The sequence below is a fragment of the Leclercia sp. UBA1284 genome (assembly GCF_002308415.1).
Classification (GTDB): Bacteria; Pseudomonadota; Gammaproteobacteria; order Enterobacterales; family Enterobacteriaceae; genus Enterobacter; species Enterobacter pneumoniae.
This window is the reverse complement of sequence record NZ_DBUS01000001.1, coordinates 1-23,841: the sequence shown is the minus strand read 5'-3', so window position 1 is coordinate 23,841 and position 23,841 is coordinate 1. Positions and strand designations below refer to the sequence as shown.

At 53.9% G+C, this 23,841-nt stretch carries 23 protein-coding genes and 1 tRNA gene; 8 read left to right on the top strand and 16 right to left on the bottom strand.

The features are described 5' to 3' along the window. Positions 1 to 51 precede the first annotated feature (51 nt). The 5 genes from wzzE to trxA all read right to left on the bottom strand — a co-directional run bounded on the left by wzzE (position 52) and on the right by trxA (position 4,381). On the bottom strand, positions 52 to 1,098 hold the full coding sequence (gene wzzE, locus B3511_RS00115; RefSeq protein WP_040078079.1) for an ECA polysaccharide chain length modulation protein: 1,047 nt from the start codon (positions 1,096 to 1,098) through the stop codon (positions 52 to 54). A gap of 21 nt (positions 1,099 to 1,119) precedes the next feature. After that, positions 1,120 to 2,214: a UDP-N-acetylglucosamine--undecaprenyl-phosphate N-acetylglucosaminephosphotransferase gene (gene wecA / locus B3511_RS00110; protein ID WP_040078077.1), complete on the bottom strand. Its 1,095-nt coding sequence runs from the start codon at positions 2,212 to 2,214 to the stop codon at positions 1,120 to 1,122. Positions 2,215 to 2,457: 243 nt separating this feature from the next. After that, positions 2,458 to 3,717, bottom strand: a complete 1,260-nt coding sequence (gene rho, locus B3511_RS00105) for a transcription termination factor Rho (RefSeq protein WP_001054528.1) — start codon at positions 3,715 to 3,717, stop codon at positions 2,458 to 2,460. Positions 3,718 to 3,804: 87 nt separating this feature from the next. Further along, positions 3,805 to 3,888, bottom strand: coding sequence for a rho operon leader peptide (locus B3511_RS20615; RefSeq protein ID WP_325948127.1), 84 nt, complete (start codon positions 3,886 to 3,888; stop codon positions 3,805 to 3,807). A gap of 163 nt (positions 3,889 to 4,051) precedes the next feature. Beyond that, complete coding sequence (gene trxA, locus B3511_RS00100; protein ID WP_006179218.1) at positions 4,052 to 4,381, bottom strand: thioredoxin TrxA; 330 nt, start codon at positions 4,379 to 4,381, stop codon at positions 4,052 to 4,054. 144 nt (positions 4,382 to 4,525) lie between these two features. On the opposite strand from trxA, the gene rhlB reads away from it, so the two are divergent. Both rhlB and gppA read left to right on the top strand, forming a co-directional pair. Next, on the top strand, positions 4,526 to 5,791 hold the full coding sequence (rhlB, locus tag B3511_RS00095; RefSeq protein WP_040078076.1) for an ATP-dependent RNA helicase RhlB: 1,266 nt from the start codon (positions 4,526 to 4,528) through the stop codon (positions 5,789 to 5,791). 5 nt (positions 5,792 to 5,796) lie between these two features. Next, positions 5,797 to 7,281, top strand: coding sequence for a guanosine-5'-triphosphate,3'-diphosphate diphosphatase (gppA, locus tag B3511_RS00090; RefSeq protein WP_286758212.1), 1,485 nt, complete (start codon positions 5,797 to 5,799; stop codon positions 7,279 to 7,281). 31 nt (positions 7,282 to 7,312) lie between these two features. Here the strand turns inward: gppA and rep are convergent, their stop codons facing one another. Beyond that, a complete protein-coding gene (gene rep / locus B3511_RS00085; RefSeq protein WP_286758211.1) occupies positions 7,313 to 9,334 on the bottom strand; it encodes a DNA helicase Rep in 2,022 nt (673 codons plus the stop codon). 112 nt (positions 9,335 to 9,446) lie between these two features. Between rep and ppiC (B3511_RS00080) the strand changes: the two genes are divergently transcribed. Both ppiC (B3511_RS00080) and ppiC (B3511_RS00075) read left to right on the top strand, forming a co-directional pair. Continuing rightward, positions 9,447 to 9,728, top strand: a complete 282-nt coding sequence (gene ppiC / locus B3511_RS00080; protein ID WP_046886622.1) for a peptidylprolyl isomerase PpiC — start codon at positions 9,447 to 9,449, stop codon at positions 9,726 to 9,728. A 49-nt stretch (positions 9,729 to 9,777) separates the two neighbouring features. Next, the gene (ppiC, locus tag B3511_RS00075) at positions 9,778 to 10,059 is read left to right on the top strand and encodes a peptidylprolyl isomerase PpiC (protein ID WP_003017999.1); all 282 of its coding nucleotides are present in this window, start codon (positions 9,778 to 9,780) and stop codon (positions 10,057 to 10,059) included. A gap of 19 nt (positions 10,060 to 10,078) precedes the next feature. On the opposite strand, the gene B3511_RS00070 is transcribed toward ppiC (B3511_RS00075), so the two are convergent. After that, positions 10,079 to 10,519, bottom strand: a complete 441-nt coding sequence (locus B3511_RS00070; RefSeq protein ID WP_286758195.1) for an RrF2 family transcriptional regulator — start codon at positions 10,517 to 10,519, stop codon at positions 10,079 to 10,081. 124 nt (positions 10,520 to 10,643) lie between these two features. On the opposite strand from B3511_RS00070, the gene B3511_RS00065 reads away from it, so the two are divergent. Then, the gene (locus B3511_RS00065; protein WP_286758194.1) at positions 10,644 to 11,282 is read left to right on the top strand and encodes a class I SAM-dependent methyltransferase; all 639 of its coding nucleotides are present in this window, start codon (positions 10,644 to 10,646) and stop codon (positions 11,280 to 11,282) included. A gap of 56 nt (positions 11,283 to 11,338) precedes the next feature. Here B3511_RS00065 and ilvC read toward each other — a convergent pair whose 3' ends face one another. Next, positions 11,339 to 12,814 (bottom strand): ketol-acid reductoisomerase, encoded by a 1,476-nt coding sequence (ilvC, locus tag B3511_RS00060; protein WP_046886624.1) that lies wholly within the window; start codon positions 12,812 to 12,814, stop codon positions 11,339 to 11,341. A gap of 152 nt (positions 12,815 to 12,966) precedes the next feature. Between ilvC and ilvY the strand changes: the two genes are divergently transcribed. Continuing rightward, entirely contained in the window at positions 12,967 to 13,857 is an 891-nt protein-coding gene (gene ilvY / locus B3511_RS00055) for an HTH-type transcriptional activator IlvY (RefSeq protein WP_040078066.1), read from the top strand. On the opposite strand, the gene ilvA is transcribed toward ilvY, so the two are convergent. The 6 genes from ilvA to ilvL form a co-directional block, all read right to left on the bottom strand. Beyond that, entirely contained in the window at positions 13,854 to 15,398 is a 1,545-nt protein-coding gene (gene ilvA / locus B3511_RS00050) for a threonine ammonia-lyase, biosynthetic (protein WP_154298931.1), read from the bottom strand. The genes ilvY and ilvA overlap by 4 nt on opposite strands. 2 nt (positions 15,399 to 15,400) lie before the next feature. After that, the gene (ilvD, locus tag B3511_RS00045) at positions 15,401 to 17,251 is read right to left on the bottom strand and encodes a dihydroxy-acid dehydratase (protein WP_040078064.1); all 1,851 of its coding nucleotides are present in this window, start codon (positions 17,249 to 17,251) and stop codon (positions 15,401 to 15,403) included. A gap of 60 nt (positions 17,252 to 17,311) precedes the next feature. Beyond that, positions 17,312 to 18,241, bottom strand: a complete 930-nt coding sequence (locus tag B3511_RS00040) for a branched-chain-amino-acid transaminase (protein WP_286758193.1) — start codon at positions 18,239 to 18,241, stop codon at positions 17,312 to 17,314. 17 nt (positions 18,242 to 18,258) lie between these two features. Continuing rightward, complete coding sequence (ilvM, locus tag B3511_RS00035) at positions 18,259 to 18,522, bottom strand: acetolactate synthase 2 small subunit (protein WP_040078062.1); 264 nt, start codon at positions 18,520 to 18,522, stop codon at positions 18,259 to 18,261. Next, positions 18,519 to 20,165: an acetolactate synthase 2 catalytic subunit gene (ilvG, locus tag B3511_RS00030; protein ID WP_286758192.1), complete on the bottom strand. Its 1,647-nt coding sequence runs from the start codon at positions 20,163 to 20,165 to the stop codon at positions 18,519 to 18,521. The genes ilvM and ilvG overlap by 4 nt, the downstream gene beginning before the upstream one ends. A 139-nt stretch (positions 20,166 to 20,304) precedes the next feature. After that, positions 20,305 to 20,403 carry an ilv operon leader peptide gene (gene ilvL / locus B3511_RS00025; RefSeq protein WP_040090233.1) on the bottom strand — a complete coding sequence of 33 codons (99 nt, stop codon included), beginning with the start codon at positions 20,401 to 20,403 and terminating at the stop codon, positions 20,305 to 20,307. Positions 20,404 to 20,743: 340 nt separating this feature from the next. On the opposite strand from ilvL, the gene B3511_RS00020 reads away from it, so the two are divergent. Continuing rightward, positions 20,744 to 22,264, top strand: coding sequence for a YifB family Mg chelatase-like AAA ATPase (locus B3511_RS00020; RefSeq protein ID WP_286758191.1), 1,521 nt, complete (start codon positions 20,744 to 20,746; stop codon positions 22,262 to 22,264). A gap of 24 nt (positions 22,265 to 22,288) precedes the next feature. Here the strand turns inward: B3511_RS00020 and B3511_RS00015 are convergent, their stop codons facing one another. After that, on the bottom strand, positions 22,289 to 22,627 hold the full coding sequence (locus B3511_RS00015; RefSeq protein WP_040078058.1) for a DUF413 domain-containing protein: 339 nt from the start codon (positions 22,625 to 22,627) through the stop codon (positions 22,289 to 22,291). 88 nt (positions 22,628 to 22,715) lie between these two features. On the opposite strand from B3511_RS00015, the gene hdfR reads away from it, so the two are divergent. After that, positions 22,716 to 23,567, top strand: a complete 852-nt coding sequence (gene hdfR, locus B3511_RS00010) for an HTH-type transcriptional regulator HdfR (RefSeq protein WP_172657828.1) — start codon at positions 22,716 to 22,718, stop codon at positions 23,565 to 23,567. A gap of 101 nt (positions 23,568 to 23,668) precedes the next feature. Here the strand turns inward: hdfR and B3511_RS00005 are convergent. Beyond that, positions 23,669 to 23,744: transfer RNA gene (locus tag B3511_RS00005), tRNA-Trp, on the bottom strand. Positions 23,745 to 23,841 lie beyond the last annotated feature (97 nt).

Below are 23,841 nucleotides of genomic sequence, written 5' to 3'. Positions count from 1 at the left end.
TTCTCTTCGATTAGACGATGAAGGCCAGAGCCTTCATCGTAGACGGCGATCTTAATTTCTGCGACGGCGCGTCAATGCGACGCCAGCACCAATTAATGCACCCACGATCCCCCACATAATCATCAGGAAGGCACGGCGTGGGCTATCGCGTTTTACAGGTTCTTCAGGCGTGCGCAAATAACGATAGGTCTGAAAACGCGGGTCCAGTGTAGGACCTACGTTCAGGGTGGTCATCATTGCGCGGTTCTGGTCGTAATCGAGATCGAAGGCGGGTCCGACGGCCTGTAAATTCTCCAGGCGAGCCTGCAGCATCGGGCGCCCCAGCAGGAACATTTCGGAGTCCGGCAGTTCATCTGCTGGCACATCGGTTTCACTGCGTGAGATATTGCTCTTCTCAGCGATTTTCAGCGCCTGTTCAATGTTGTGAACGCGACGCGTGAAGATAGCTTTGGCTACCTCTTCCTGACGCTTCACCTGCGCTTTCATCTGAATGGTTCGCGCTGCCCAGGCACCTTTTAGCTCATCGTTCAGATGGCTTGCCGCGCGCTGGCTGGCGAAGGCCACGTACTGGCGTAGAAGGTTATTGGCGTCTGGCGCGGTTTCCGCGATGAGCTTCACGCTGTCATTCACATTGCGCAGCGCATCGCCGGGCATGAACTGAATATTGTTAATCATTTCATCAAGCAGCGCGGCATCCGCCTTACTGTTACCGACCATCCGCTGTTTGTAGTAGTCGGTCTGGCTCCAGAAATCACGGCGCGTATCCCAGGAAGCCAGCTGCATAATGAACTCTTTGTACGACTCATCCATAACGGACGGCTGATCAACCGGGGCGAGATTTGCTTTAACATCCAGATTACGCAGAAATTGCTGCTGAGAGTAGAAGCCGCCGAGCATATTCACAGTCGGGCGATCGGTGATCGCTGTCGCGCTCCACTCCTGCTTTGCAAAAAAAGTATAGGCCAGTGCGATTAACGCAAAGCCCAGCGCGATTCCTGCAATCCAAAATTTGCCCGCCCATAACACGCGAAACAAACCACGAACATCCAGCTCATTCTCAGTTGCCACTGATTTAGCTCCCGCCAACGGTTGAGTCATTTCAATCCCGATTTACCTGGTTTAAGTTTGATTGCTGCTACTGTTACGACGCATCCGGCGTTTAACACGTTTAATAAACCGCGCAACCTTCCAGGCGCGCTTAATACAGTAGCCATACAGGAAGAATGCTAGCAAGAATAATACCAACATCACCCACTCAGGGACGAAATGGGAATATTCTGCTACAACGCCGATGGCTGCCAGAAGTGCAGCGGCTAAGGTGATAAGGACAAAAGCCTGACGCGAAGTAAACCCTGCGCGCATGATCAAATGATGAATATGCTGACGGTCTGGCGAGAAGGGACTCATCCCTTTACGCAGACGGCGATACATAATGGCCACCATGTCCATCAGAGGGATGGCGATGATCCAGAGCGCCGTTACCGGGCTGATGGGGTGCGTTTTACCCTGGGTGGTTTCGAGCAAAATCCAGATAACGGTAAAACCAATCAGCGTGCTACCTGCGTCGCCCATAAACACTTTATAACGACGTCCCAGCACCCCGAGATTAAGCAGGATGTAAGGCAGGATGGCGGCGATCATGGCAAAACACCACATGGAGAGGCTGTATTGGCCGTCAAACCACAGGATGATGCCGATAGCGCCGAATGAGACGCTGGAAAGGCCGCCCAGCAAACCATCTATGCCGTCGACCATATTGAAAGCGTTAATCGCCGCCCAGACGGCAAATAGCGTCAGGAAATAACCGAATGGCCCTAGCACCATCTCCCACGAGCCAAAGATATGGCCCAGGCTGCTGAGATAGAGATTGCCGACGGCCATCATGACGATACCGATCGCGGCCTGGATTGATGCCCGAATCTTAACACTGATATCGTAGCGATCGTCGAGGGCTCCCACGAGCACCAGTACACCTGCGCATCCCAAATAGAGAGCTGCGTGCGGTATATAGTAATCGGCAATACTGAAGGTAAAACAGATCCCCGCATATACGGAAATCCCTCCAACCAGCGGTATCAGGCCCTGATGGCGCTTACGAAAGTTGGGCTTATCCACCAACCCGATTCTTTTTGCCGCCTTACGTGCAACGAATAAGAAGCAGGTCGTGAACAGAAAAATACTGATTAGCTCAGTCACCGCAGTGAGTAAATTCACAATGGAGGCTCTCTACAAATGTTGATCCCAGAAGTATAACCTTGAAGACGCTACGCCTGAAGGAATAAAGCTCGCCTCTTACAAGTCCCTTTGTATATTTTTCAATCAATTAATTTCCTGACTTTCCGCACATTCCCTTTGTCGTGAAGGAAAGGATTCATTCAGTGATTGTCGTAATAGCGTATAAGCGTTAAAAGAAAAACGCCACGTAAAAACGTGGCGTTTGTCGGCTATAGCGTGATTTTAAGAACGTTTCATCATATCGAAGAAATCATCGTTCGTTTTGGTCATCGCCAGCTTGTTAATGAGGAATTCCATTGCGTCAATTTCGCCCATTGGGTGAATGATTTTGCGCAGGATCCACATTTTCTGCAGCTCTTCCTGAGTGGTAAGCAGCTCTTCTTTACGGGTACCGGAACGGTTGTAGTCGATAGCCGGGAAGACGCGTTTCTCAGCAATCTTACGAGAGAGGTGCAGTTCCATGTTGCCTGTACCTTTAAACTCTTCGTAGATAACTTCGTCCATTTTAGAGCCGGTGTCGATCAGTGCCGTTGCGATGATTGTCAGGCTACCGCCCTCTTCCACGTTACGTGCGGCACCGAAGAAACGCTTCGGACGATGCAGGGCGTTGGCATCCACACCACCGGTCAGTACTTTGCCGGAAGCAGGGACGACGGTGTTGTACGCACGCGCCAGACGGGTAATGGAGTCGAGCAGGATGATGACATCTTTCTTATGCTCAACCAGGCGTTTCGCCTTCTCGATAACCATTTCCGCAACCTGAACGTGACGAGATGCGGGTTCGTCGAAGGTAGAAGCCACAACTTCACCTTTTACCAGACGCTGCATCTCGGTCACTTCTTCCGGACGTTCGTCAATCAGCAGCACCATCAGCACACAGTCTGGGTGGTTGTAGGCGATGCTCTGCGCAATGTTCTGCAGCAGCATGGTTTTACCCGCTTTCGGCGGCGCAACAATCAGACCACGCTGGCCACGGCCGATCGGCGAAGCGAGATCCAGCACGCGAGCGGTTAAGTCTTCGGTAGACCCGTTACCACGCTCCATGCGCAGACGAGAGTTCGCATGCAGCGGCGTTAAGTTTTCGAACAGGATCTTATTACGCGAGTTTTCAGGCTTATCGTAGTTAACTTCGTTAACTTTCAGCAGCGCGAAGTAGCGTTCACCCTCTTTAGGAGGACGAATCTTACCTGAAATGGTATCACCTGTGCGGAGGTTGAAACGGCGGATTTGGCTGGGGGAAACGTAGATGTCATCAGGACCGGCGAGGTAGGAGCTGTCTGCAGAGCGGAGGAAACCAAATCCGTCCTGCAATATCTCCAGCACACCGTCGCCAAAGATATCTTCGCCACTCTTTGCGTGCTGCTTCAGGATGGCAAAAATAATGTCCTGCTTGCGCATACGAGCCTGGTTTTCCAGCCCCATATTTTCGCCGAGAGTGATCAGCTCAGAAACCGGCGTATTCTTTAATTCGGTAAGATTCATAATGGTGTGGGTTCTTAAACTCGGGGTAATACTCGAACTTAATATTGTGAATGGTATGGCAGGGTCATCCATGCCTGTTAGCGGCCATCAACTCATGTCTGTTCGCTGTCTGCTTACAGGAAAAAGCACAGAACTGAAACGACAAGACGGATTGAGTGACAAGCCCGGAATCTATCCACTTCTCGCACTGTTTATGTCAACAACGGGAAGTATCGGGTAAAACAAGAACGACAAGGTATGTTTAAAACGAAGTCATAGGTAACTTAGCACGACTATTGCCGGGCGTCCAGAGATCCAAACAATTTTGAAACCCCGGACGCGCCGCCGAGAACCCTTACGCCAGGTTAGCGTCCAGGAACTCTTTCAGCTGACCTTTGGACAGGGCGCCCACTTTGGTAGCAGCCACTTCGCCATTTTTGAACAGCAGCAGGGTTGGGATACCACGGATGCCGTATTTCGGCGCGGTGCCCGGGTTCTGGTCGATGTTCAGTTTCGCAACGGTCAGTTTGCCCTGATATTCGTCGGCGATCTCATCCAGAATCGGGGCGATCATTTTGCAAGGACCACACCATTCTGCCCAGAAATCGACGAGGATCAGCCCGTCAGCTTTAAGCACGTCCGTGTCAAAACTATCGTCAGTCAGGTGAATAATTTTATCGCTCATATATAACTCCACAGGAATAAGCCTGGCGCGTTGGTGTAGCAATCATCAACGACGTGTTGATGTCGCATTAACCAACTAAAGGTTGACTTTATTTCACCGGATACGCTTTCGTAAAGCAATAGTAAGCTGATATTCTACCACACTATGAGCAAAACACATTTAACAGAACAGAAGTTTTCCGACTTCGCCCTGCACCCAAAGGTGATCGAAGCCCTTGAAACTAAAGGGTTTCATAACTGCACGCCTATTCAGGCTCTCGCCCTGCCGCTGACGCTGGCCGGTCGCGATGTTGCGGGGCAGGCGCAAACCGGTACCGGCAAAACGATGGCGTTTTTAACGTCAACGTTCCATTATTTACTTTCTCATCCCGCAATTGCAGACCGTCAAGTTAACCAGCCGCGCGCGCTCATTATGGCTCCGACGCGAGAACTGGCGGTACAGATTCACGCAGATGCGGAACCGCTGGCACAGGCTACCGGCCTGAAGCTCGGCCTCGCCTACGGCGGTGATGGCTACGATAAACAGCTGAAAGTGCTGGAAAGCGGCGTAGATATCCTGATCGGTACTACTGGCCGTCTTATCGACTACGCCAAACAGAACCACATCAACCTCGGCGCCATTCAGGTGGTGGTACTGGATGAAGCAGACCGCATGTACGATCTGGGCTTCATTAAAGATATTCGCTGGTTGTTCCGTCGCATGCCTGCGGCAAACCAGCGTCTGAACATGCTGTTCTCCGCAACCCTTTCTTACCGCGTACGCGAGCTGGCATTCGAGCAGATGAACAATGCCGAATACGTGGAAGTCGAGCCAGAGCAGAAAACAGGTCACCGTATTAAAGAAGAGCTTTTCTATCCGTCTAACGAAGAGAAAATGCGTCTGCTGCAAACCCTGATCGAAGAAGAGTGGCCAGATCGCGCCATTATCTTCGCTAATACCAAACACCGCTGTGAAGATATCTGGGGCCACCTGGCTGCAGACGGACACCGCGTTGGCTTGCTGACGGGTGATGTTGCGCAGAAAAAACGCCTGCGTATTCTTGATGAATTCACTCGTGGCGATCTGGATATCCTGGTGGCAACTGACGTTGCGGCACGCGGCCTGCATATTCCAGCCGTGACTCACGTCTTCAACTACGATCTGCCTGATGATTGCGAAGACTACGTGCACCGTATTGGTCGTACCGGTCGTGCCGGTGCCAGTGGCCACTCCATCAGCCTTGCCTGTGAAGAGTACGCCCTGAACCTGCCAGCCATTGAAACGTATATCGGCCACTCTATTCCGCAGAGTAAGTACAATCCGGATGCGCTATTAAGCGAACTGCCGCCAGCGAAGCGCCTTACGCGCCCACGCTCCGGCAATGGCCCGCGTCGTTCAGGCGCACCGCGTAATCGTCGTCGTTCAGGCTAAACATTATGCTCAGCACCACCTCACTCTATGCCGCTATTGATTTAGGTTCGAATAGTTTTCATATGCTGGTAGTGCGTGAGGTGGCGGGAAGCATACAAACGCTGACACGTATTAAGCGTAAGGTCCGTCTCGCGGCGGGCCTTAGTAGTGATAATCATCTCTCTCCTGAAGCCATGGAGCGCGGCTGGCAGTGCCTGCGTCTCTTTGCTGAACGCCTACAGGATATTCCCCACCAGCAGATTCGTGTCGTCGCGACGGCCACGTTGCGCCTTGCGGTTAACGCGGGTGAATTTATTGCGAAAGCGCAGACGATACTGGGCTGCCCGGTGCAGGTCATCAGCGGTGAAGAGGAAGCACGTCTGATTTATCAGGGCGTGGCACACACCACCGGTGGCGACGAGCGCCGTCTGGTTGTCGATATTGGCGGAGCCAGCACCGAGCTGGTAACGGGCAACGGCGCCCAGGCCACCTCCCTCAACAGTCTTTCCATGGGCTGCGTGACCTGGCTCGAGCGTTTTTTCACCGACCGTAATCTGACAAAAGAGAGCTTCGACCAGGCAGAGCTGGCCGCCCGCGAGGTGGTTCGCCCTGTTGTTGGTACGCTGCTGCAACACGGCTGGAAGGTCTGTGTCGGCGCATCGGGTACCGTTCAGGCGTTGCAAGAGATCATGATGGCTCAGGGAATGGATGAGCGCATCACCCTGGCCAAACTGGAGCAGCTGAAACAGCGCGCCATCCAGTGTGGTCGACTTGAAGAGCTGGAGATAGAGGGGCTGACCCTCGAGCGCGCCCTCGTCTTCCCTAGCGGGCTGGCTATTCTGATCGCCATCTTTACCGAACTGGATATTCAGTGCATGACCCTGGCCGGTGGTGCTCTGCGTGAAGGGTTGGTTTACGGCATGCTGCATCTGGCAGTAGATGAAGATATTCGCAGCCGTACCTTGCGTAATGTTCAACGCCGCTTCCTGGTGGATACCAGCCAGGGCGAACGCGTTGCACAGTTGGCGCTTTATTTCGCCGATCAGGTCGGCAAAAGCTGGGATTTAGGGCCGTTAGGCCATGTTCTGCTGCAAAGCGCCGCTCAGCTACATGAAATTGGGCTTAGCGTTGAATATAAGCAGGCACCGCTGCATGCCGCCTGGCTGGTTCGTCATCTGGATCTGCCCGGCTTCACTCCCGCGCAAAAAAAATTGCTCGCCACGCTGTTATTGAACCAGACCAACCCGCTCGACCTCTCCTCTCTGCATCAGCAAAATGCGGTACCGCCGCGCGTTGCAGAACATTTGTGTCGCATACTGCGTCTGGCGATCATTTTTGCCAGCCGTCGTCGCGATGATTTGTTGCCAGAGATTGGCCTGCAGGCTGAAGGTGAGATACTCACCCTGATGTTACCGGAAGGCTGGCTGATGCAGCATCCACTGGGCGCAGAGATGATTGAGCAAGAGTGCCAGTGGCAGAGCTACGTTCACTGGCCCCTGCATATTCAGTAAAACGCCGCCTCTCCCGCAAGAGAGGAACAGGTTACTTATCTTTCGCTTTCGCCAGCATGGCACGTATGTTTGCCACGTTTGCCTGACCTTTGTGCATTCTCTCTTCCGCCGTAATGACCTTACGCTCCTGCTCCCAAATCAGATCATCCTGGGGCAATTCCATCAGAAAGCGACTCGGCTCCGGACGCACCAATTCACCGTACTGGCGGCGCTCTTTACAAAGCGTAAAGACCAGCTCTTTCTGCGCACGCGTAATGCCCACATAGGCCAGCCGGCGCTCTTCATCGACGTTATCTTCGTCAATGCTGCTCTGATGCGGCAGTATCCCCTCTTCCATCCCCACCAGATAGACATAGGGGAATTCCAGCCCTTTCGAGGCGTGCAACGTCATTAGCTGTACCTGATCGGCCTCTTCCTCGCTCTCGCCACGCTCCATCATATCGCGCAGGGTGAAACGGGTGACGACCTGGGTCAGGGTCATGGGTTCATCAATTTCTGAGCCTTCAAGCATTTCACTCATCCAGCTGAAGAGCTGGTTAACGTTTTTCATACGCATTTCCGCCGCTTTTGGGCTCGCGGAGGTTTCGTATAGCCAGGACTCGTAGTCGATGCCGCGAATCAGATCGCGTACGGCAACCACCGGCTCACGTTCAGCAAGACGCTGAATTTCACCTAACCACTGCGTAAAGCGCGTTAGCGATTCGTAGCCCCGTCCGGTGAGGGTCTGACTCAGGCCCATATCAAAGCTGGCGGTAAACAGACTTTTGTTGCGGGTCATCGCCCATTCGCCCAGCTTTTGCAACGTTGCGGGGCCAATTTCACGCTTCGGCGTATTAACGATACGCAGGAATGCGCTGTCGTCATCCGGGTTGGTGAGTACCCGCAGATAGGCCAGCAGATCTTTGATTTCAGGGCGTGAGAAGAAAGAGGTGCCCCCGGAGATTTTGTACGGGATGCGGTTCTGCATCAGCATCTTTTCAAAGACGCGTGACTGGTGATTGCCGCGATAGAGGATCGCGTAGTCTTTATAGCCGGTTTTATTAACGAAGTGATGCGCAATGAGTTCACCGGTGACGCGCTCAGCTTCATGCTCTTCATTATTGGCGCTAAGCACCTTGAGTTCGGTACCGTAACCCAACTCGGAGAAAAGGCGTTTCTCAAAGACGTGCGGGTTGTTAGCAATCAGGATATTTGCCGCTTTCAGGATACGCCCGGAAGAACGGTAATTTTGCTCCAGTTTGATCACCTGCAGCGCCGGGAAGTCTTTGCTCAGTAGCACCAGGTTTTGTGGACGTGCGCCGCGCCAGGAGTAAATCGACTGATCATCATCACCCACCACGGTAAAGCGCGCACGTTGTCCTACCAACAACTTCACCAGTTCGTACTGGCTGGTGTTGGTATCCTGATATTCATCCACCAGCAGATAGCGGATTTTATTCTGCCAGCGCTCGCGTACCTCTTCGTTGCGTTGAAGCAGCAGCGTTGGCAACAGAATGAGATCGTCAAAGTCGAGCACATTGCAGGCCTTGAGATGCGCATCATACAGGCTGTAACAGTGCGCGAAGATCCGCTCCCGCTCACCTTTCGCGCTTGCCGCAGCTTGCGCAGGGGTCATAAGATCGTTTTTCCAGTTGGAGATCGTCGAGATCAGTTGTTGCAGGATCAACTTATCGTCTTCGATCAACCCTTCGGTTAACTCTTTAAGTAACGCCACCTGATCGGTATCGTCAAAAAGTGAAAAGTTCGACTTCATCCCCAGCGCGGCGTATTCGCGCTTGATGATATCCAGCCCCAAAGTGTGGAAGGTCGAGATCATCAGGCCGCGCGCCTCTTTGCGCCCCAGTGTCTGGCCGACACGCTCTTTCATCTCGCGCGCTGCCTTGTTGGTAAAGGTCACTGCCGCGATATGGCGGGCCTGATAGCCACAGCCACGAATAAGGTGGGCGATTTTATTGGTAATTACGCGGGTTTTGCCGGATCCTGCCCCTGCCAGCACCAGGCATGGTCCAGTAACGAATTCGACCGCTTGTTGTTGTCCAGGGTTTAAACGCATGGGAATAGTGCTCAATCTTCGAACGGGGTGTGGATTGTAGCAGAAAGCGGGGCGCAGATTTACCGGCTAATGATAAAGTGAAGGTCACGCGTGTAACCCCGAGAACAGTACCATGGTAAAGACTGCAGCAGCCCTGCACATTCTGGTGAAAGAAGAGAAGCTGGCGCAGGAGATCCTCGCCAAACTGGAGCGTGGCATTAGCTTTGATCATCTGGCGAAACGCTATTCGAAATGTCCTTCAGGGCGTAACGGCGGTGATTTAGGCGAGTTTAAGCAGGGGGCGATGGTCGGCCCGTTCGATCAGGCGGTCTTTAGCTGCCCGCTTCTTAAGCCCTTTGGCCCGGTGAAAACCAGGTTTGGCTACCATATCATTAAGGTGCTCTATCGCCGTTAACGCATGGTATATTGCGCTCCGATGACTTAAACCCCTTCGAGGCACAATCATGGCAAAAACAGCAGCAGCAGTGCATATCCTGGTGAAAGAAGAGAAACTGGCTCTGGATCTTCTGGAACAGATTAAAAACGGTGCCGACTTCGGCAAGCTGGCAAAGAAACACTCTATCTGCCCGTCAGGCAAACGTGGCGGTGATTTAGGCGAATTCCGTCAGGGCCAGATGGTACCTGCATTCGATAAAGTGGTCTTCTCTTGCCCGGTGCTGGAACCCACTGGTCCACTGCACACCCAGTTCGGTTACCACATCATTAAAGTGCTGTACCGTAACTAATCTCTTTGCAGGGGCAGGCTTAGTTGTCCTGCCCTTGTGCATTGAAATAGTCGATAAACTCACTTCCTACCTCTGCCAGCGTCAAGCGTTTAAACCTTTCCAGTATTAGCGTTTCTGCTTCGGCAAAGGTATCTGACATTACCCTGTTTACCCCCTTTTCGACCAGGCAGCGCGGATTTTCGTTTCGGTTACCCAGTGCAAACAGCACTGGCGAGCCCAGCGCTGTATAGATGTCATACAGCGTGACCTGACTCGCGGGGCGTGAAAGCGTCCACCCGCCATGATGCCCTTTGCTTGAACCAACAATTTTTTGCTCACGCAATCCTGCCAATAACTTGCGGATAAAAGCGGGATTTCCGTCGATAAATACCGCCATCTGCTCCGATGTTAAGGGCTTATCCATCTGTTCAAGGTGCAGCAGAATATGCAGCGTGGCGGAGAAAGAGTTATTTATTTTCATGTAACTTACATTATTACATGTACTTAGCCTCTTCAAGCACTAGGGTGAAAAATTCATCGATTGACGTCCGTAAATCTTATGATACTTTTGATATTACATAAGTGACTTCATGCAGGAGAAAACGATGGCTACCGAACAATCCCCCGATCTGTTCTGGGAAGAGCATTACGCAGCAATGTCGCCCCTATCAAACGGCATACCCGGTAAAATTCTGGTGCGTTTTGTCGATGCCCTTACGCCCGGAAAGGCGCTGGAGTTGGGATGCGGGCGCGGCGATGATAGCGTCTGGCTGGCGAAAAAAGGCTGGCGGGTTACTGCGGTTGATTTATCTCCACGCGCGCTGGATTATGCTGCCGCCAATGCCGAGCGTTCCGGTGTAAGCGGGAAGATCGCCTTCGCGCAATACGATCTCACCGCGCGTTTTCCTGAGGGCCAGTACGATCTGATCGTGGCATCGTTCCTGGAATCGCCGCTCACCTTCGATCGCTTCACTATCTTTCGTACTGCATTAGAACATGTCACGCCAGGCGGAATGTTGTTGATTACATCGCATGCCAGACCTCCTTCATGGTCAAAGCATGCCGATCGCCCCTTCCAGTCAGCGGAGGAGGCTTTTGCATCCCTGGCGCCATCGGCGGCGGAGTGGGAAACGGTGTTCTGCGATGACGTATCAAGAATAATGAAAGGGCCGGAAGGACAAGAGGGCGAAGTGTCAGATGCGGTTATTGCGCTGAAGCGCAAAAAACAGGCCCGACAGCGCTAACGCTTTTCGGGCCTGGCTGGGGGTCGGGTAGGCGCTGGCGCCACCCGATCGGGTTATTAGCCCGCGACAGCAATACGCTTCATGTCGGTCATGTAGCCACGCAGTTTCTGGCCCACTTTCTCGATCTCGTGGCTGCGAATCGCTTCGTTCACATCACGCAGCTGGGCGTTATCTACCGCGCCTTCGGTAATCGCTTTGCCCAGATCCCCTGTCTGCAGGGTAGTCATAAACTCTTTCAGCAGCGGTACGCAGGCGTAGGAGAACAGATAGTTACCGTACTCAGCGGTATCAGAGATAACTACGTTCATTTCGTACAGACGCTTACGGGCAATAGTGTTCGCAATCAACGGCAGTTCGTGCAGCGATTCATAGTACGCTGACTCTTCGATGATGCCGGAATCCACCATGGTTTCGAACGCCAGTTCAACGCCCGCTTTCACCATCGCGATCATCAGAACGCCTTTATCGAAGTACTCTTGCTCGCTGATTTTACCCTCGAACTGTGCAGCGGTTTCAAAGGCAGTTTTACCGGTCTCTTCGCGCCAGGTCAGCAGGTTTTTATCGTCGTTTGCCCAGTCGGCCATCATGCCGGAAGAGAACTCACCGGAAATGATGTCGTCCATATGTTTCTGGAACAGCGGTGCCATAATGGTTTTCAGCTGTTCAGACAGCGCATAAGCACGCAGTTTTGCCGGGTTAGACAGACGGTCCATCATCAGGGTGATACCGCCCTGTTTCAGCGCTTCGGTGATGGTTTCCCAGCCGAACTGAATCAGTTTCTCAGCGTATGCCGGGTCGGTACCCTCTTCCACCAGCTTGTCGAAGCAGAGCAGAGAGCCTGCCTGCAGCATGCCGCACAGAATGGTCTGCTCACCCATCAGGTCAGATTTCACTTCGGCAACGAAGGAGGATTCCAGAACGCCCGCACGGTGGCCGCCGGTGGCCGCTGCCCATGCCTTGGCAATCGCCATGCCTTCGCCTTTCGGATCGTTTTCCGGGTGAACGGCGATCAGCGTCGGTACGCCGAAACCACGCTTGTACTCTTCACGTACTTCGGTACCCGGGCACTTCGGTGCCACCATCACGACGGTGATGTCTTTACGGATCTGCTCGCCCACTTCAACGATGTTGAAGCCGTGGGAGTAACCCAGCGCTGCGCCATCTTTCATCAGCGGCTGCACGGAACGCACTACGTCGGAGTGCTGTTTGTCTGGCGTCAGGTTAACTACCAGATCCGCCTGCGGGATCAGCTCTTCGTAGGTACCCACTTTGAAGCCATTTTCGGTCGCTTTACGCCAGGAGGCACGCTTCTCAGCAATCGCTTCTTTACGCAGGGCGTAGGAGATATCCAGACCGGAGTCACGCATGTTCAGACCCTGGTTCAGGCCCTGTGCGCCACAGCCGACGATGACCACTTTTTTACCCTGAAGGTAGCTCGCGCCATCAGCAAATTCATCGCGCGCCATGAAGCGGCATTTGCCCAGCTGCGCCAGCTGTTGGCGCAGATTCAGTGTATTAAAGTAGTTAGCCATGGGTGATACCTCGTGATGTTGTGTGTCTTATTGTTCGGTTCGCTGTTCAGCGAGAATGTACCCACATTACAACAGGAAATTTATTGCGGAAATTGATATATTCACAACGTCACGTTGCAATATCTGCAATATAAAAAGGGCGGGTGAAATCAATGGATTTACGCGATCTGAAAATGTTTCTGCATCTGGCGGAAAGCCGCCACTTTGGCCGCAGCGCGCGGGCGATGCACGTCAGCCCCTCCACGCTCTCGCGCCAGATCCAGCGTCTGGAGGAGGACCTCGGCCAGCCGCTGTTTGTACGCGATAATCGCACCGTTACGCTCACGGAAGCGGGCGAAGAGCTGCGCGTATTTGCTCAGCAGACGTTATTACAGTATCAGCAACTGCGACACACCATTGATCAGCAGGGCCCGTCACTTTCGGGCGAACTCCATATTTTCTGTTCTGTGACCGCGGCTTACAGTCATCTGCCCCCCATTCTGGATCGCTTTCGCGCTGAACACCCTTCGGTAGAGATCAAACTCACCACCGGCGATGCGGCCGATGCGATGGAAAAAGTGGTGACCCGTGAGGCCGATCTGGCGATCGCCGGCAAACCGGAAACCCTGCCGGGCGCGGTGGCATTCTCAATGCTTGAGAACCTGGCCGTGGTGTTGATTGCACCGGCGCTGCCGTGTCCGGTGCGAAATCAGGTATCGGTGGAAAAACCCGACTGGTCAACGGTGCCGTTTATCATGGCCGACCAGGGGCCAGTGCGCCGTCGCATCGAACTCTGGTTCCGTCGGCAAAAAATCAGCAATCCGTCGATTTACGCCACGGTGGGCGGCCACGAGGCAATGGTTTCAATGGTGGCATTAGGCTGCGGCGTGGCGCTGCTGCCGGAAGTGGTGCTGGAAAACAGCCCGGAGCCGGTGCGCAACCGCGTGATGATTCTCGAACGCAGTGATGAAAAAACGCCGTTCGAACTTGGCGTGTGCGCACAAAAAAAGCGGCTGCATGAGCCGCTTATTGATGCGTTCTGGAAATTACTGCCGGGCAGTTAACCCGCCAGGAAGAAGCGGAACGCCGGGTTATGGGTCTCGTCATGACAGTCATAACCCAGTTCGTTCAGACGGGTTTCGAAATCCGGCTCGTGCTCACCCAGTTCAAACGCCGCCAGCACGCGGCCATAGTCGGTGCCATGGCTGCGGTAGTGGAATAGCGAAATGTTCCAGTGCGTGCCCAGCGTATGCAGGAACTTCAGCAACGCGCCGGGCGATTCCGGGAATTCGAAACTGTACAGACGCTCCTGCAGCGGCTTCGATGGACGCCCGCCCACCATGTAGCGCACGTGCAGCTTGGCCATTTCATCGTCAGAAAGATCCACTACGCTGTAGCCACCTTCGTGCAACAGGTTGAGGATCTCTTTGCGCTCCTCCAGACCCCGGCTCAGGCGAACACCAACAAAAATGCAGGCGTCTTTCGCATCGGCAAAACGGTAGTTAAACTCCGTCACCGCACGTCCACCCAGCAGCTGGCAGAACTTGAGGAAGCTCCCCTGCTCTTCCGGAATGGTCACCGCCAGTAACGCTTCACGCTGCTCACCCAGCTCACAGCGTTCGGAAACGTAGCGCAGACCGTGGAAGTTGACGTTAGCGCCCGAGAGCACGTGAGCCAGACGTTCACCACGAATGTTGTGCTGCGCGATGTATTTTTTCATTCCCGCCAGCGCCAGCGCGCCGGACGGCTCCGCCACGGCGCGAACGTCCTCGAACAGATCTTTCATCGCCGCGCAGATAGCGTCGCTATCAACTGTGACGATATCGTCGAGATATTCCTGACAGAGACGGAACGTTTCATCGCCAATGCGTTTGACGGCCACCCCCTCGGCAAACAGCCCGACCCGCGGCAGGTCAACCGGGTGTCCGGCCTCCAGCGCCGCTTTCAGGCAGGCCGAGTCTTCCGCTTCAACGGCAATCACTTTGATCTGTGGCATTAGCTGTTTGATTAGCACCGCCACGCCTGCCGCAAGTCCGCCACCGCCTACCGGCACGAAGACGCGATCGAGATGGGCATCCTGCTGCAAAAGCTCAAGCGCCAGCGTACCCTGGCCGGCAATCACCATCGGATGGTCGAACGGCGGGACCCAGGTAAAACCCTGCTGTTGTGCCAGCTCAATCGCTTTGGCTTTCGCTTCATCGAAATTCGCACCGTGCAGCAACACCTCGCCACCGAAGCCACGTACGGCATCGACTTTGATGTCAGCGGTTGCCACAGGCATCACAATCAAGGCTTTCAAACCCAGACGCGCCGCAGAGAACGCAACCCCCTGGGCATGGTTACCCGCCGAAGCGGTGATCACACCACGCGCTTTTTGCTCTTCGGTTAGCCCGGCCATCATGGCGTAAGCGCCCCGCAGCTTAAAGCTGTGCACCGGCTGCCGATCTTCACGCTTCACCAGAATCACGTTATCGAGGCGCGAAGAGATCTTTTCCATCTTCTGCAGCGGCGTGACCTGCGCGGCTTCATAGACCGGTGCGCGTAGCACCGCCCGGAGATATTCCGCCCCCTCGGGGGCGGCAGACAGGGGTTGGGAGTCGGCCATCATTAGCCCCCGAGTTTCGATTTATCGCGCACTGCGCCTTTATCTGCACTGGTGGCCAGAGTCGCGTAAGCACGCAGAGCAAAGGAGACTTCGCGTTGACGATCTTTCGGCGTCCAGGCTTTCTCGCCGCGAGCTTCTTGCGCTTCACGACGTGCGGCAATCTCCTGATCGCTCAGCTTCAGCTGAATACCGCGGTTCGGGATGTCGATTTCAATCAGATCGCCATCTTCAATGATCGCGATGTTGCCGCCGCTTGCCGCTTCTGGTGACACGTGGCCGATAGAGAGCCCGGACGTCCCGCCGGAGAAACGACCGTCGGTGATCAGCGCGCAGGCTTTGCCAAGTCCCATGGATTTCAGGAAGGTGGTTGGGTAGAGCATCTCCTGCATACCCGGACCGCCTTTTGGCCCTTCGTAACGGATAACGACCACGTCGCCTTCCACGACTTTGCCACCCAGGATAGCGTCTACCGCCTCGTCCTGGCTTTCGTAGACTTTGGCAGGACCGGTAAATTTAAGGATGCTGTCGTCCACGCCTGCGGTTTTTACGATACAGCCGTTTTCTGCAAAGTTACCGTAGAGCACCGCGAGCCCACCGTCTTTGCTGTAGGCGTGCTCCAGCGAGCGGATACAGCCTTCTGCGCGATCGTCATCCAGCGTATCCCAGCGGCAATCCTGCGAGAATGCCTGCGTAGTACGGATACCCGCCGGCCCTGCGCGGAACATCTTTTTCACCGCCTCATCTTTGGTCAGCATCACGTCGTACTGTTCCAGCGCCTCTGACAGCGTCAGCCCCAACACGTTTTTCACGTCGCGGTTCATTAACCCGGCGCGATCCAGCTCGCCGAGGATACCGAGAACCCCGCCCGCGCGGTGGACGTCTTCCATATGGTATTTCTGGGTACTTGGCGCCACTTTACACAGCTGTGGCACTTTGCGGGAAAGCTTATCGATATCGCTCATGGTGAAGTCGATTTCGGCTTCCTGTGCGGCAGCCAGCAGGTGCAGAACGGTGTTAGTGGAGCCACCCATGGCGATATCGAGCGTCATGGCATTTTCAAACGCCGCTTTACTGGCGATGTTGCGCGGCAGTGCGCTGGCGTCGTCCTGCTCGTAGTAGCGTTTAGTCAGCTCAACGATACGTGAACCCGCATTAAGGAACAGCTGTTTACGATCGGCGTGGGTCGCCAGCAGCGAGCCGTTACCCGGCTGGGACAGGCCAAGCGCTTCGGTCAGACAGTTCATGGAGTTCGCGGTGAACATACCTGAACAGGAGCCGCAGGTCGGACAGGCCGAACGTTCTACCTGATCGCTCTGCTCGTCAGAGACTTTCGGGTCCGCACCCTGAATCATGGCATCAACAAGGTCAAGCTTGATGATTTTGTCGGAAAGCTTGGTTTTACCGGCTTCCATTGGGCCGCCAGAGACGAAGATCACTGGAATATTCAGGCGCAGGGAGGCCATCAGCATCCCTGGGGTGATTTTGTCACAGTTAGAGATACAGACCATGGCGTCGGCACAGTGGGCATTCACCATGTACTCCACCGAGTCGGCAATCAGCTCACGCGACGGCAGTGAATAGAGCATGCCCCCGTGGCCCATCGCGATACCGTCGTCGACGGCGATGGTATTGAACTCTTTCGCCACACCGCCTGCAGCTTCGATCTGTTCGGCGACCAGTTTACCGAGATCGCGCAGGTGTACGTGACCCGGAACGAACTGGGTAAAAGAGTTCACCACGGCGATAATCGGTTTTCCAAAATCGGCGTCGGTCATCCCGGTGGCGCGCCACAGCGCGCGGGCACCAGCCATGTTACGGCCGTGGGTGGTGGTGGCGGAACGATACTTAGGCATGCTTTATTTACTCCCGTCTATCTTGTAAATGGGACGGTGCGTGCCGTCCCATAGTGATGCTTATGGATTAACCTGATCCAACCAACCGTATTTATCTTCTGTTTCGCCGGTGAAGAGACCAAAGAACGCATCCTGAATACGCTTGGTCACCGGACCACGGCGGCCTTCGCCAACCTGGATCCCGTCAACGCTGCGTACCGGTGTAATTTCTGCGGCGGTACCGGACATAAATATTTCATCCGCCAGGTACAGGGATTCACGAGAGAGAACCTGCTCACGAACCTCGATCCCCAGATCCTGCGCCAGCTTGATAATGGCATCGCGGGTGATACCCGGCAGTGCAGAAGAGGTAAACGGCGGCGTGAAAAGAATACCGTCTTTCACTTCAAACAGGTTTTCGCCAGCGCCTTCGGAGATGTAGCCGTTCACATCCAGTGCGATCCCTTCCTGGTAACCGTGGCGACGCGCTTCGCTGCCTACCAGCAGAGAGGAGAGGTAATTGCCGCCCGCTTTGGCCGCGGTCGGAATGGTGTTGGGTGCGACACGATTCCATGAGGAGACCATGGCATCGATCCCCTGCTCTAGCGCTTCTGCGCCCAGGTAAGCTCCCCAAGGGAACGCCGCGATGATCACATCAGTGGTATAGCCGGCCGGCGGGTTCACGCCCATGCCCACATCACCCACAAATACCAGCGGGCGGATGTAGGCGCTGGTCAGGTTGTTTTTACGCAGAACCGCGCGGCAAGCTTCCATCAGCTCATCAACGCTTTGAGAAACAGGGAATCGATAGATTTTGGCTGAATCACGCAGACGCTGCATATGTTCGCGATGGCGGAACACCACTGGACCTTTGTGTGAGTCATAGCAGCGGATACCTTCAAACACAGAGGTACCGTAGTGCAGCGCGTGGGACATCACGTGGACCTTCGCGTCCTCCCAGCGAATCATCTCACCATTGGACCAAATGTAATCAGCTTTTTTCGTGGTCATTTTTCTTCCTATTGCGCTCAGGCGCGGATTTGTTGCGATGTGGTTGTGCTCTGGCAGATGGCGACATGCGCGACGTCGACCAGTTTACTTAGCTGGCTAAACAGTAATTCGACAGGCCGTGGACTGGCAACGGTCAATTCGATATTTATATTCTGTGCATCCGTTGCGGTTTCCATATTCATCGAGCATATCTGAAAGCCCCGATGGCGAACCACGCGTAAAACACGCTCTAACGTTTCCGGGTTGAAGCGAGCCTGCACGGCGACCTGATGTTGCATCATGATAATTTCTCCAGCATTTGTGAGTTACTGGCGCCAGGCGGCACCAACGGCCAGACATTCTCAAGCTCGTCGATTGAGACATGAAGCAGGTACGGCCCTTCGCAGGACAACATGGTGTCGAGCGCCGCTTCAACCTGGTCTTTACGGGTGATGTGCTGGCCTGGAATGCCAAACGCGCTGGCCAGAACAAGGAAATCGGGATTGTCGGTAAGGGTCGTTTCGCTGTAGCGCTCCTGGAAGAAGAGCTGCTGCCACTGGCGGACCATGCCTAAACGCTGATTATCAAGCAGTACGATCTTGAGCGGTAACTGCTTACGTTTCACCGTGCCCAGCTCCTGCACGTTCATCATGAACGAGCCATCACCGGAGATGCAGATAACAGTATCATCTGGACGTGCGACCTGTGCGCCAACGGCAGCGGGCAGACCGAAGCCCATCGTGCCTAATCCACTCGAAGTGATGAAATTCTCCGGACGAGTGTATGTCATATGCTGGGCCGACCACATCTGATGCTGACCGACATCCGTCGTCACTACGCTGTCTGCTGGCTTGCGATCCGACAGCTGTTTTAACAGCAGAGGGGCATAAATGGCGTCGCCGGGATGGTCGTAACGCCAGGCGTGCTCACGGCGCATATCCGCTGCATGCTGGCGCCACGCGTCGATATTCAGCGGTTGTTGCAACGCCGGTAACAGGGCATTGAGGTCGCCCTGCAAAGCAACGTGCGCCTGACGCAGTTTGTTCATCTCTGCCGGATCGATATCCATATGAATCACTTTGGCATTGGGGGCGAAAGTATTCAGCTTGCCGGTAACACGGTCGTCAAAACGGGCCCCTACAGCGATGAGCAGGTCACACTCTTGCACCGCCAGGTTCGCCGCTTTGGTACCGTGCATGCCCAACATGCCGAGATAGTACGGGTTATCTGCATCGACAGCGCCCAATCCTTTCAGCGTACAGGTGGCCGGCATTTGCGTAACGGCGAGAAACTCACGCAGCGCGGGAACCGCCTGTGCCATACCGACCCCGCCGCCGACGTAGAGCATCGGTTTTTGCGCCTGAGCCAACATGTGAAAGGCCTCTTTCACTTCGGCGTGTGGGAAAACATCGGCGCTTTCAACGGTGGAGAAATGCGGTTCCAGATCGCCCAGGGCCACCTGGATATCTTTCGGGATATCGACCAGAACCGGCCCAGGTCGACCCGAGTTTGCCACTTCAAAGGCTTCAGCCATTACGCGCGGCAACTCTTCCAGGGACTGAACGAGGAAACTGTGTTTGGTGCAAGCCAGCGATAACCCGAGCACATCCACTTCCTGGAAGGCGTCGGTACCGATGAAGGGAGAAGCAACCTGACCGGTGATAGCAACAACGGGAACGGAGTCGAGCAGCGCATCGGCCAGGCCGGTGATCAGGTTGGTTGCACCAGGCCCCGATGTTGCCATGCAAACACCGGTTTTTCCGGTAGAGCGGGCGTAACCAATAGCCGCCATTGCTGCTCCCTGCTCATGTCGGCACAACAGATGTTCCACGCCGCCGTCATACAACGCATCGTAAATCGGCATAATTGCACCACCCGGGTAACCGAAAACGGTCTCGACTCCCTGTGCACGCAACGCATGTACTACCCACTGTGCCCCATTCATAGTTACTTCCCCGTCGTAAATCGGGAGAAACAGAATTTTATGCTAAAACCCATAATCTGCTCCTCACTTATATTTTTTGGCCATAAAAAAACCCCCGGACCTTTCGGTGCGGGGGTCTTAGTTCGTTAAGGCTTGATTTTTAAGCCTTTCCTCGTCCAAGTGCAGCCCCGCACGGTGGGATAATAATCACCACCACGCTAATCACGACCAGGCTAATCACTCGTAGAAGGGTTGTCATTTTTAGTTCTTTAAGCTTCTTGTTCGAAGGAATACCTAAAGAGTTATCACAGATTCGCTCGGTATCACAAGATTTTTTTATTACGCTATTTTTTATGCGCCAACGAATTTAGTTAAAAATCATTGTTTTTTATCACAAAAATAGAAAATGAATTATTTTCATTTTTTTGACCAAATTTCGTTTAAAAAGAAAAAATGATGACTTTTTGCGGCGGCTGTTCCAGTGCATTGCAAGCCTTGCATCCACGTAAAGAAAATAACGAATCGTGCGCGCAAAGAGAGCAATCATCCGTAATTTGGCAGCGATCGTAATGGCATAGTAGACCTTTAAGGGGGTGTCTATGTCATTGTCGGTTGTTTATACGCGTGCGGCGTTAGGGGTAAAAGCACCGCTCATTTCTGTTGAAGTGCATTTGAGTAATGGGCTTCCGGGGCTGACCCTGGTGGGTCTACCGGAAACCGCCGTTAAGGAGGCCAGAGACCGGGTACGCAGCGCGATTATCAACAGCGGTTATACCTTTCCGGCAAAGAAAATCACCATCAACCTCGCCCCTGCGGATTTACCCAAAGAGGGAGGGCGATACGATTTACCTATCGCTATTGCGCTTCTCACTGCGTCTGAGCAGCTCTCTGCACCCCGTCTGGGTCATTACGAGTTTGTGGGTGAACTGGCCCTTACAGGCGCGTTGAGAGGGGTTCCAGGTGCAATATCCGGTGCAATCGCAGCGCTGAATGCTGGGCGGGAGATCATCGTCGCGACCGATAATGCAGCAGAAGTCAGTCTTATCGAGCAGAAAGGCTGCCTGGTCGCGGGGCATTTACAGGAGGTCTGCACCTTCCTGGAAGGGAAACATCAGTTGGCCGAGCCCGAGCCGGTCCCCTTTTCCGCCGAGCCTGAATCAAATGATATCAATGATATTATTGGCCAGGAGCATGGCAAGCGCGCCCTCGAGATCACCGCGGCTGGCTCTCATAATCTCTTGCTCATTGGTCCTCCGGGTACAGGAAAGACCATGCTTGCCAGTCGGCTGAATGGGCTGTTACCGCCGCTGAGTAATCATGAAGCTCTGGAAAGCGCAGCGATTATTAGTCTCGTCAATGCCAGCTCTCTGCATAAGCAGTGGCGTATGCGCCCGTTCCGCGCACCACATCATAGCGCCTCGCTGGCGGCCATGGTGGGAGGTGGTTCTATTCCGGCTCCCGGCGAGATCTCGCTGGCCCATAATGGCATTCTTTTTCTGGATGAGTTGCCAGAGTTTGAGCGACGGGTGCTTGATGCTCTGCGAGAGCCTATTGAGTCAGGCCAGATCAATATCTCCCGCACGCGCGCAAAGATAGCGTATCCGGCCCGTTTTCAGCTGATTGCAGCGATGAATCCCAGTCCGACCGGACACTATCAGGGTCAACACAATCGCTGCACGCCAGAGCAGACGTTGCGCTATCTGTCGCGGCTGTCCGGACCTTTTCTCGACAGGTTTGATTTATCTCTGGAGATCCCCCTGCCGCCGCCAGGGCTGCTTTGCCAGATGCAGAAAACGGGAGAGGACAGCGCGACCGTGCGGAAAAGGGTCATGGCGGCACAGGGCACGCAAATGGCGCGGCAAAACAAACTCAACGCCCATCTTGATAACGCCGAGATACGCCGGTTTTGTCAGCTGGAAGCAGAAGATGCAAAATGGCTGGAGGAGACGCTTACTCGCTTCGGTCTTTCCGTACGGGCCTGGCAGCGCCTGCTGAAGGTCGCACGCACGATTGCCGATCTGGAGAAATGTTTAAATATTGAACGAAGGCATCTGCAGGAAGCGCTGGGCTATCGCGCCATCGACAGATTATTACAGCACTTACAAAAGATGCTGACCTAAAAAAGGGGCCGTAGCCCCTTTCATTTAATCGTCTGAATCGGTGTAATCTTCTGCACCTTCCATCTGTGGCTTGCCACCAGACAGGGTGTGGAAACGCTTAGGACGCTTAATACGTGCCATGTACTTGATCCATACACGTTCCGCTTCTGTTACTGGCTCGCGCTCGCCACGACATACGGCAACGAACAGCGTCTCTTCTTCAGTCGCAGGTTCACGTTTTCCCAGATCCAACTCGTTAAAAGCATAACCATGGCGCTCAAGCAGTTGTGCCTCTTTGATGGTGAAATCACCATGACGAGAAAATCCGCGTGGATAATTTTTGTTGTCGAAAAAACGATTAATAGTCGTAAAGCTTTCCGCCATCCTACACGCTCCTATATCTTTGGCCGAGCTATTTATGGCGCGGAGTATTAGTTACGCTTGACAGAGTGTAAAACAAAACATTTAAATCATAACGACAAATTATTTTGCGGAGAAAACCGTGGATACGGAATTGCTAAAAACTTTTCTCGAAGTGAGCAGAACGCGACACTTCGGTCGCGCCGCTGAAGCGCTTTACCTGACTCAGTCGGCCGTCAGCTTTCGTATTCGACAGCTTGAAAACCAATTGGGCGTCAATCTGTTCACTCGTCATCGCAATAACATTCGCCTGACGACGGCAGGAGAGAAGTTACTGCCCTATGCTGAGACGTTGATGAATACCTGGCAGGCTGCGCGAAAAGAGGTCGCGCATACGTCGCGTCATAACGAGTTCTCTATCGGTGCCAGCGCTTCACTGTGGGAGTGTATGTTAAGTCCGTGGCTTAACCGTCTCTATCGTTCACATGGTCACCTGCAATTTGAGGCGCGCATTGCGCAACGACAGTCTTTGGTTAAGCAACTCCATGAAAGACAGCTGGATCTGCTTATCACCACCGAAGCACCGAAAATGGACGAATTTAGCAGCCAAATACTTGGTCAGTTCACGCTGGCGCTTTACGCCTCTGAACCTGCGGTCATGAAAAGCGACCTGAATTACCTGCGATTAGAGTGGGGGCCGGACTTTCAGCAACATGAAGCAGGGTTGATCACTGCCGAAGACGTGCCTCTTCTGACGACCAGTTCGGCAGAAATCGCCTGTCAGCAACTCGCATTGCTGAAAGGCTGCACCTGGTTGCCGCAACGATGGGCAAGTACCAAAGCGGGGTTACATACAGTGGCCGATTCGGCGACGCTTCAGCGTCCGCTATATGCTATTTGGCTACAAAATAGCGATAAGCAAGGGCAGATAAAAGATCTACTAAAAATCAACGTGATGGACTAATAAATCGGGTTAGCAAGGATGCTAATGAGAGCCTGTGTTGAGGGGAAGAGGAGCATTCGCAGGCAAAAAAAAATCCTTTGCCGTAGCAAAGGATTCTTATATGGCAGGGGCGGAGAGACTCGAACTCGCGACACCCGGTTTTGGAGACCGGTGCTCTACCAACTGAGCTACGCCCCTAAATTTTCTTACCATTAAGCCTGCTTATAAAGCAGGCTTAATTTGAATAAGTGGCGGAAAGGACGGGACTCGAACCCGCGACCACCTGCGTGACCGG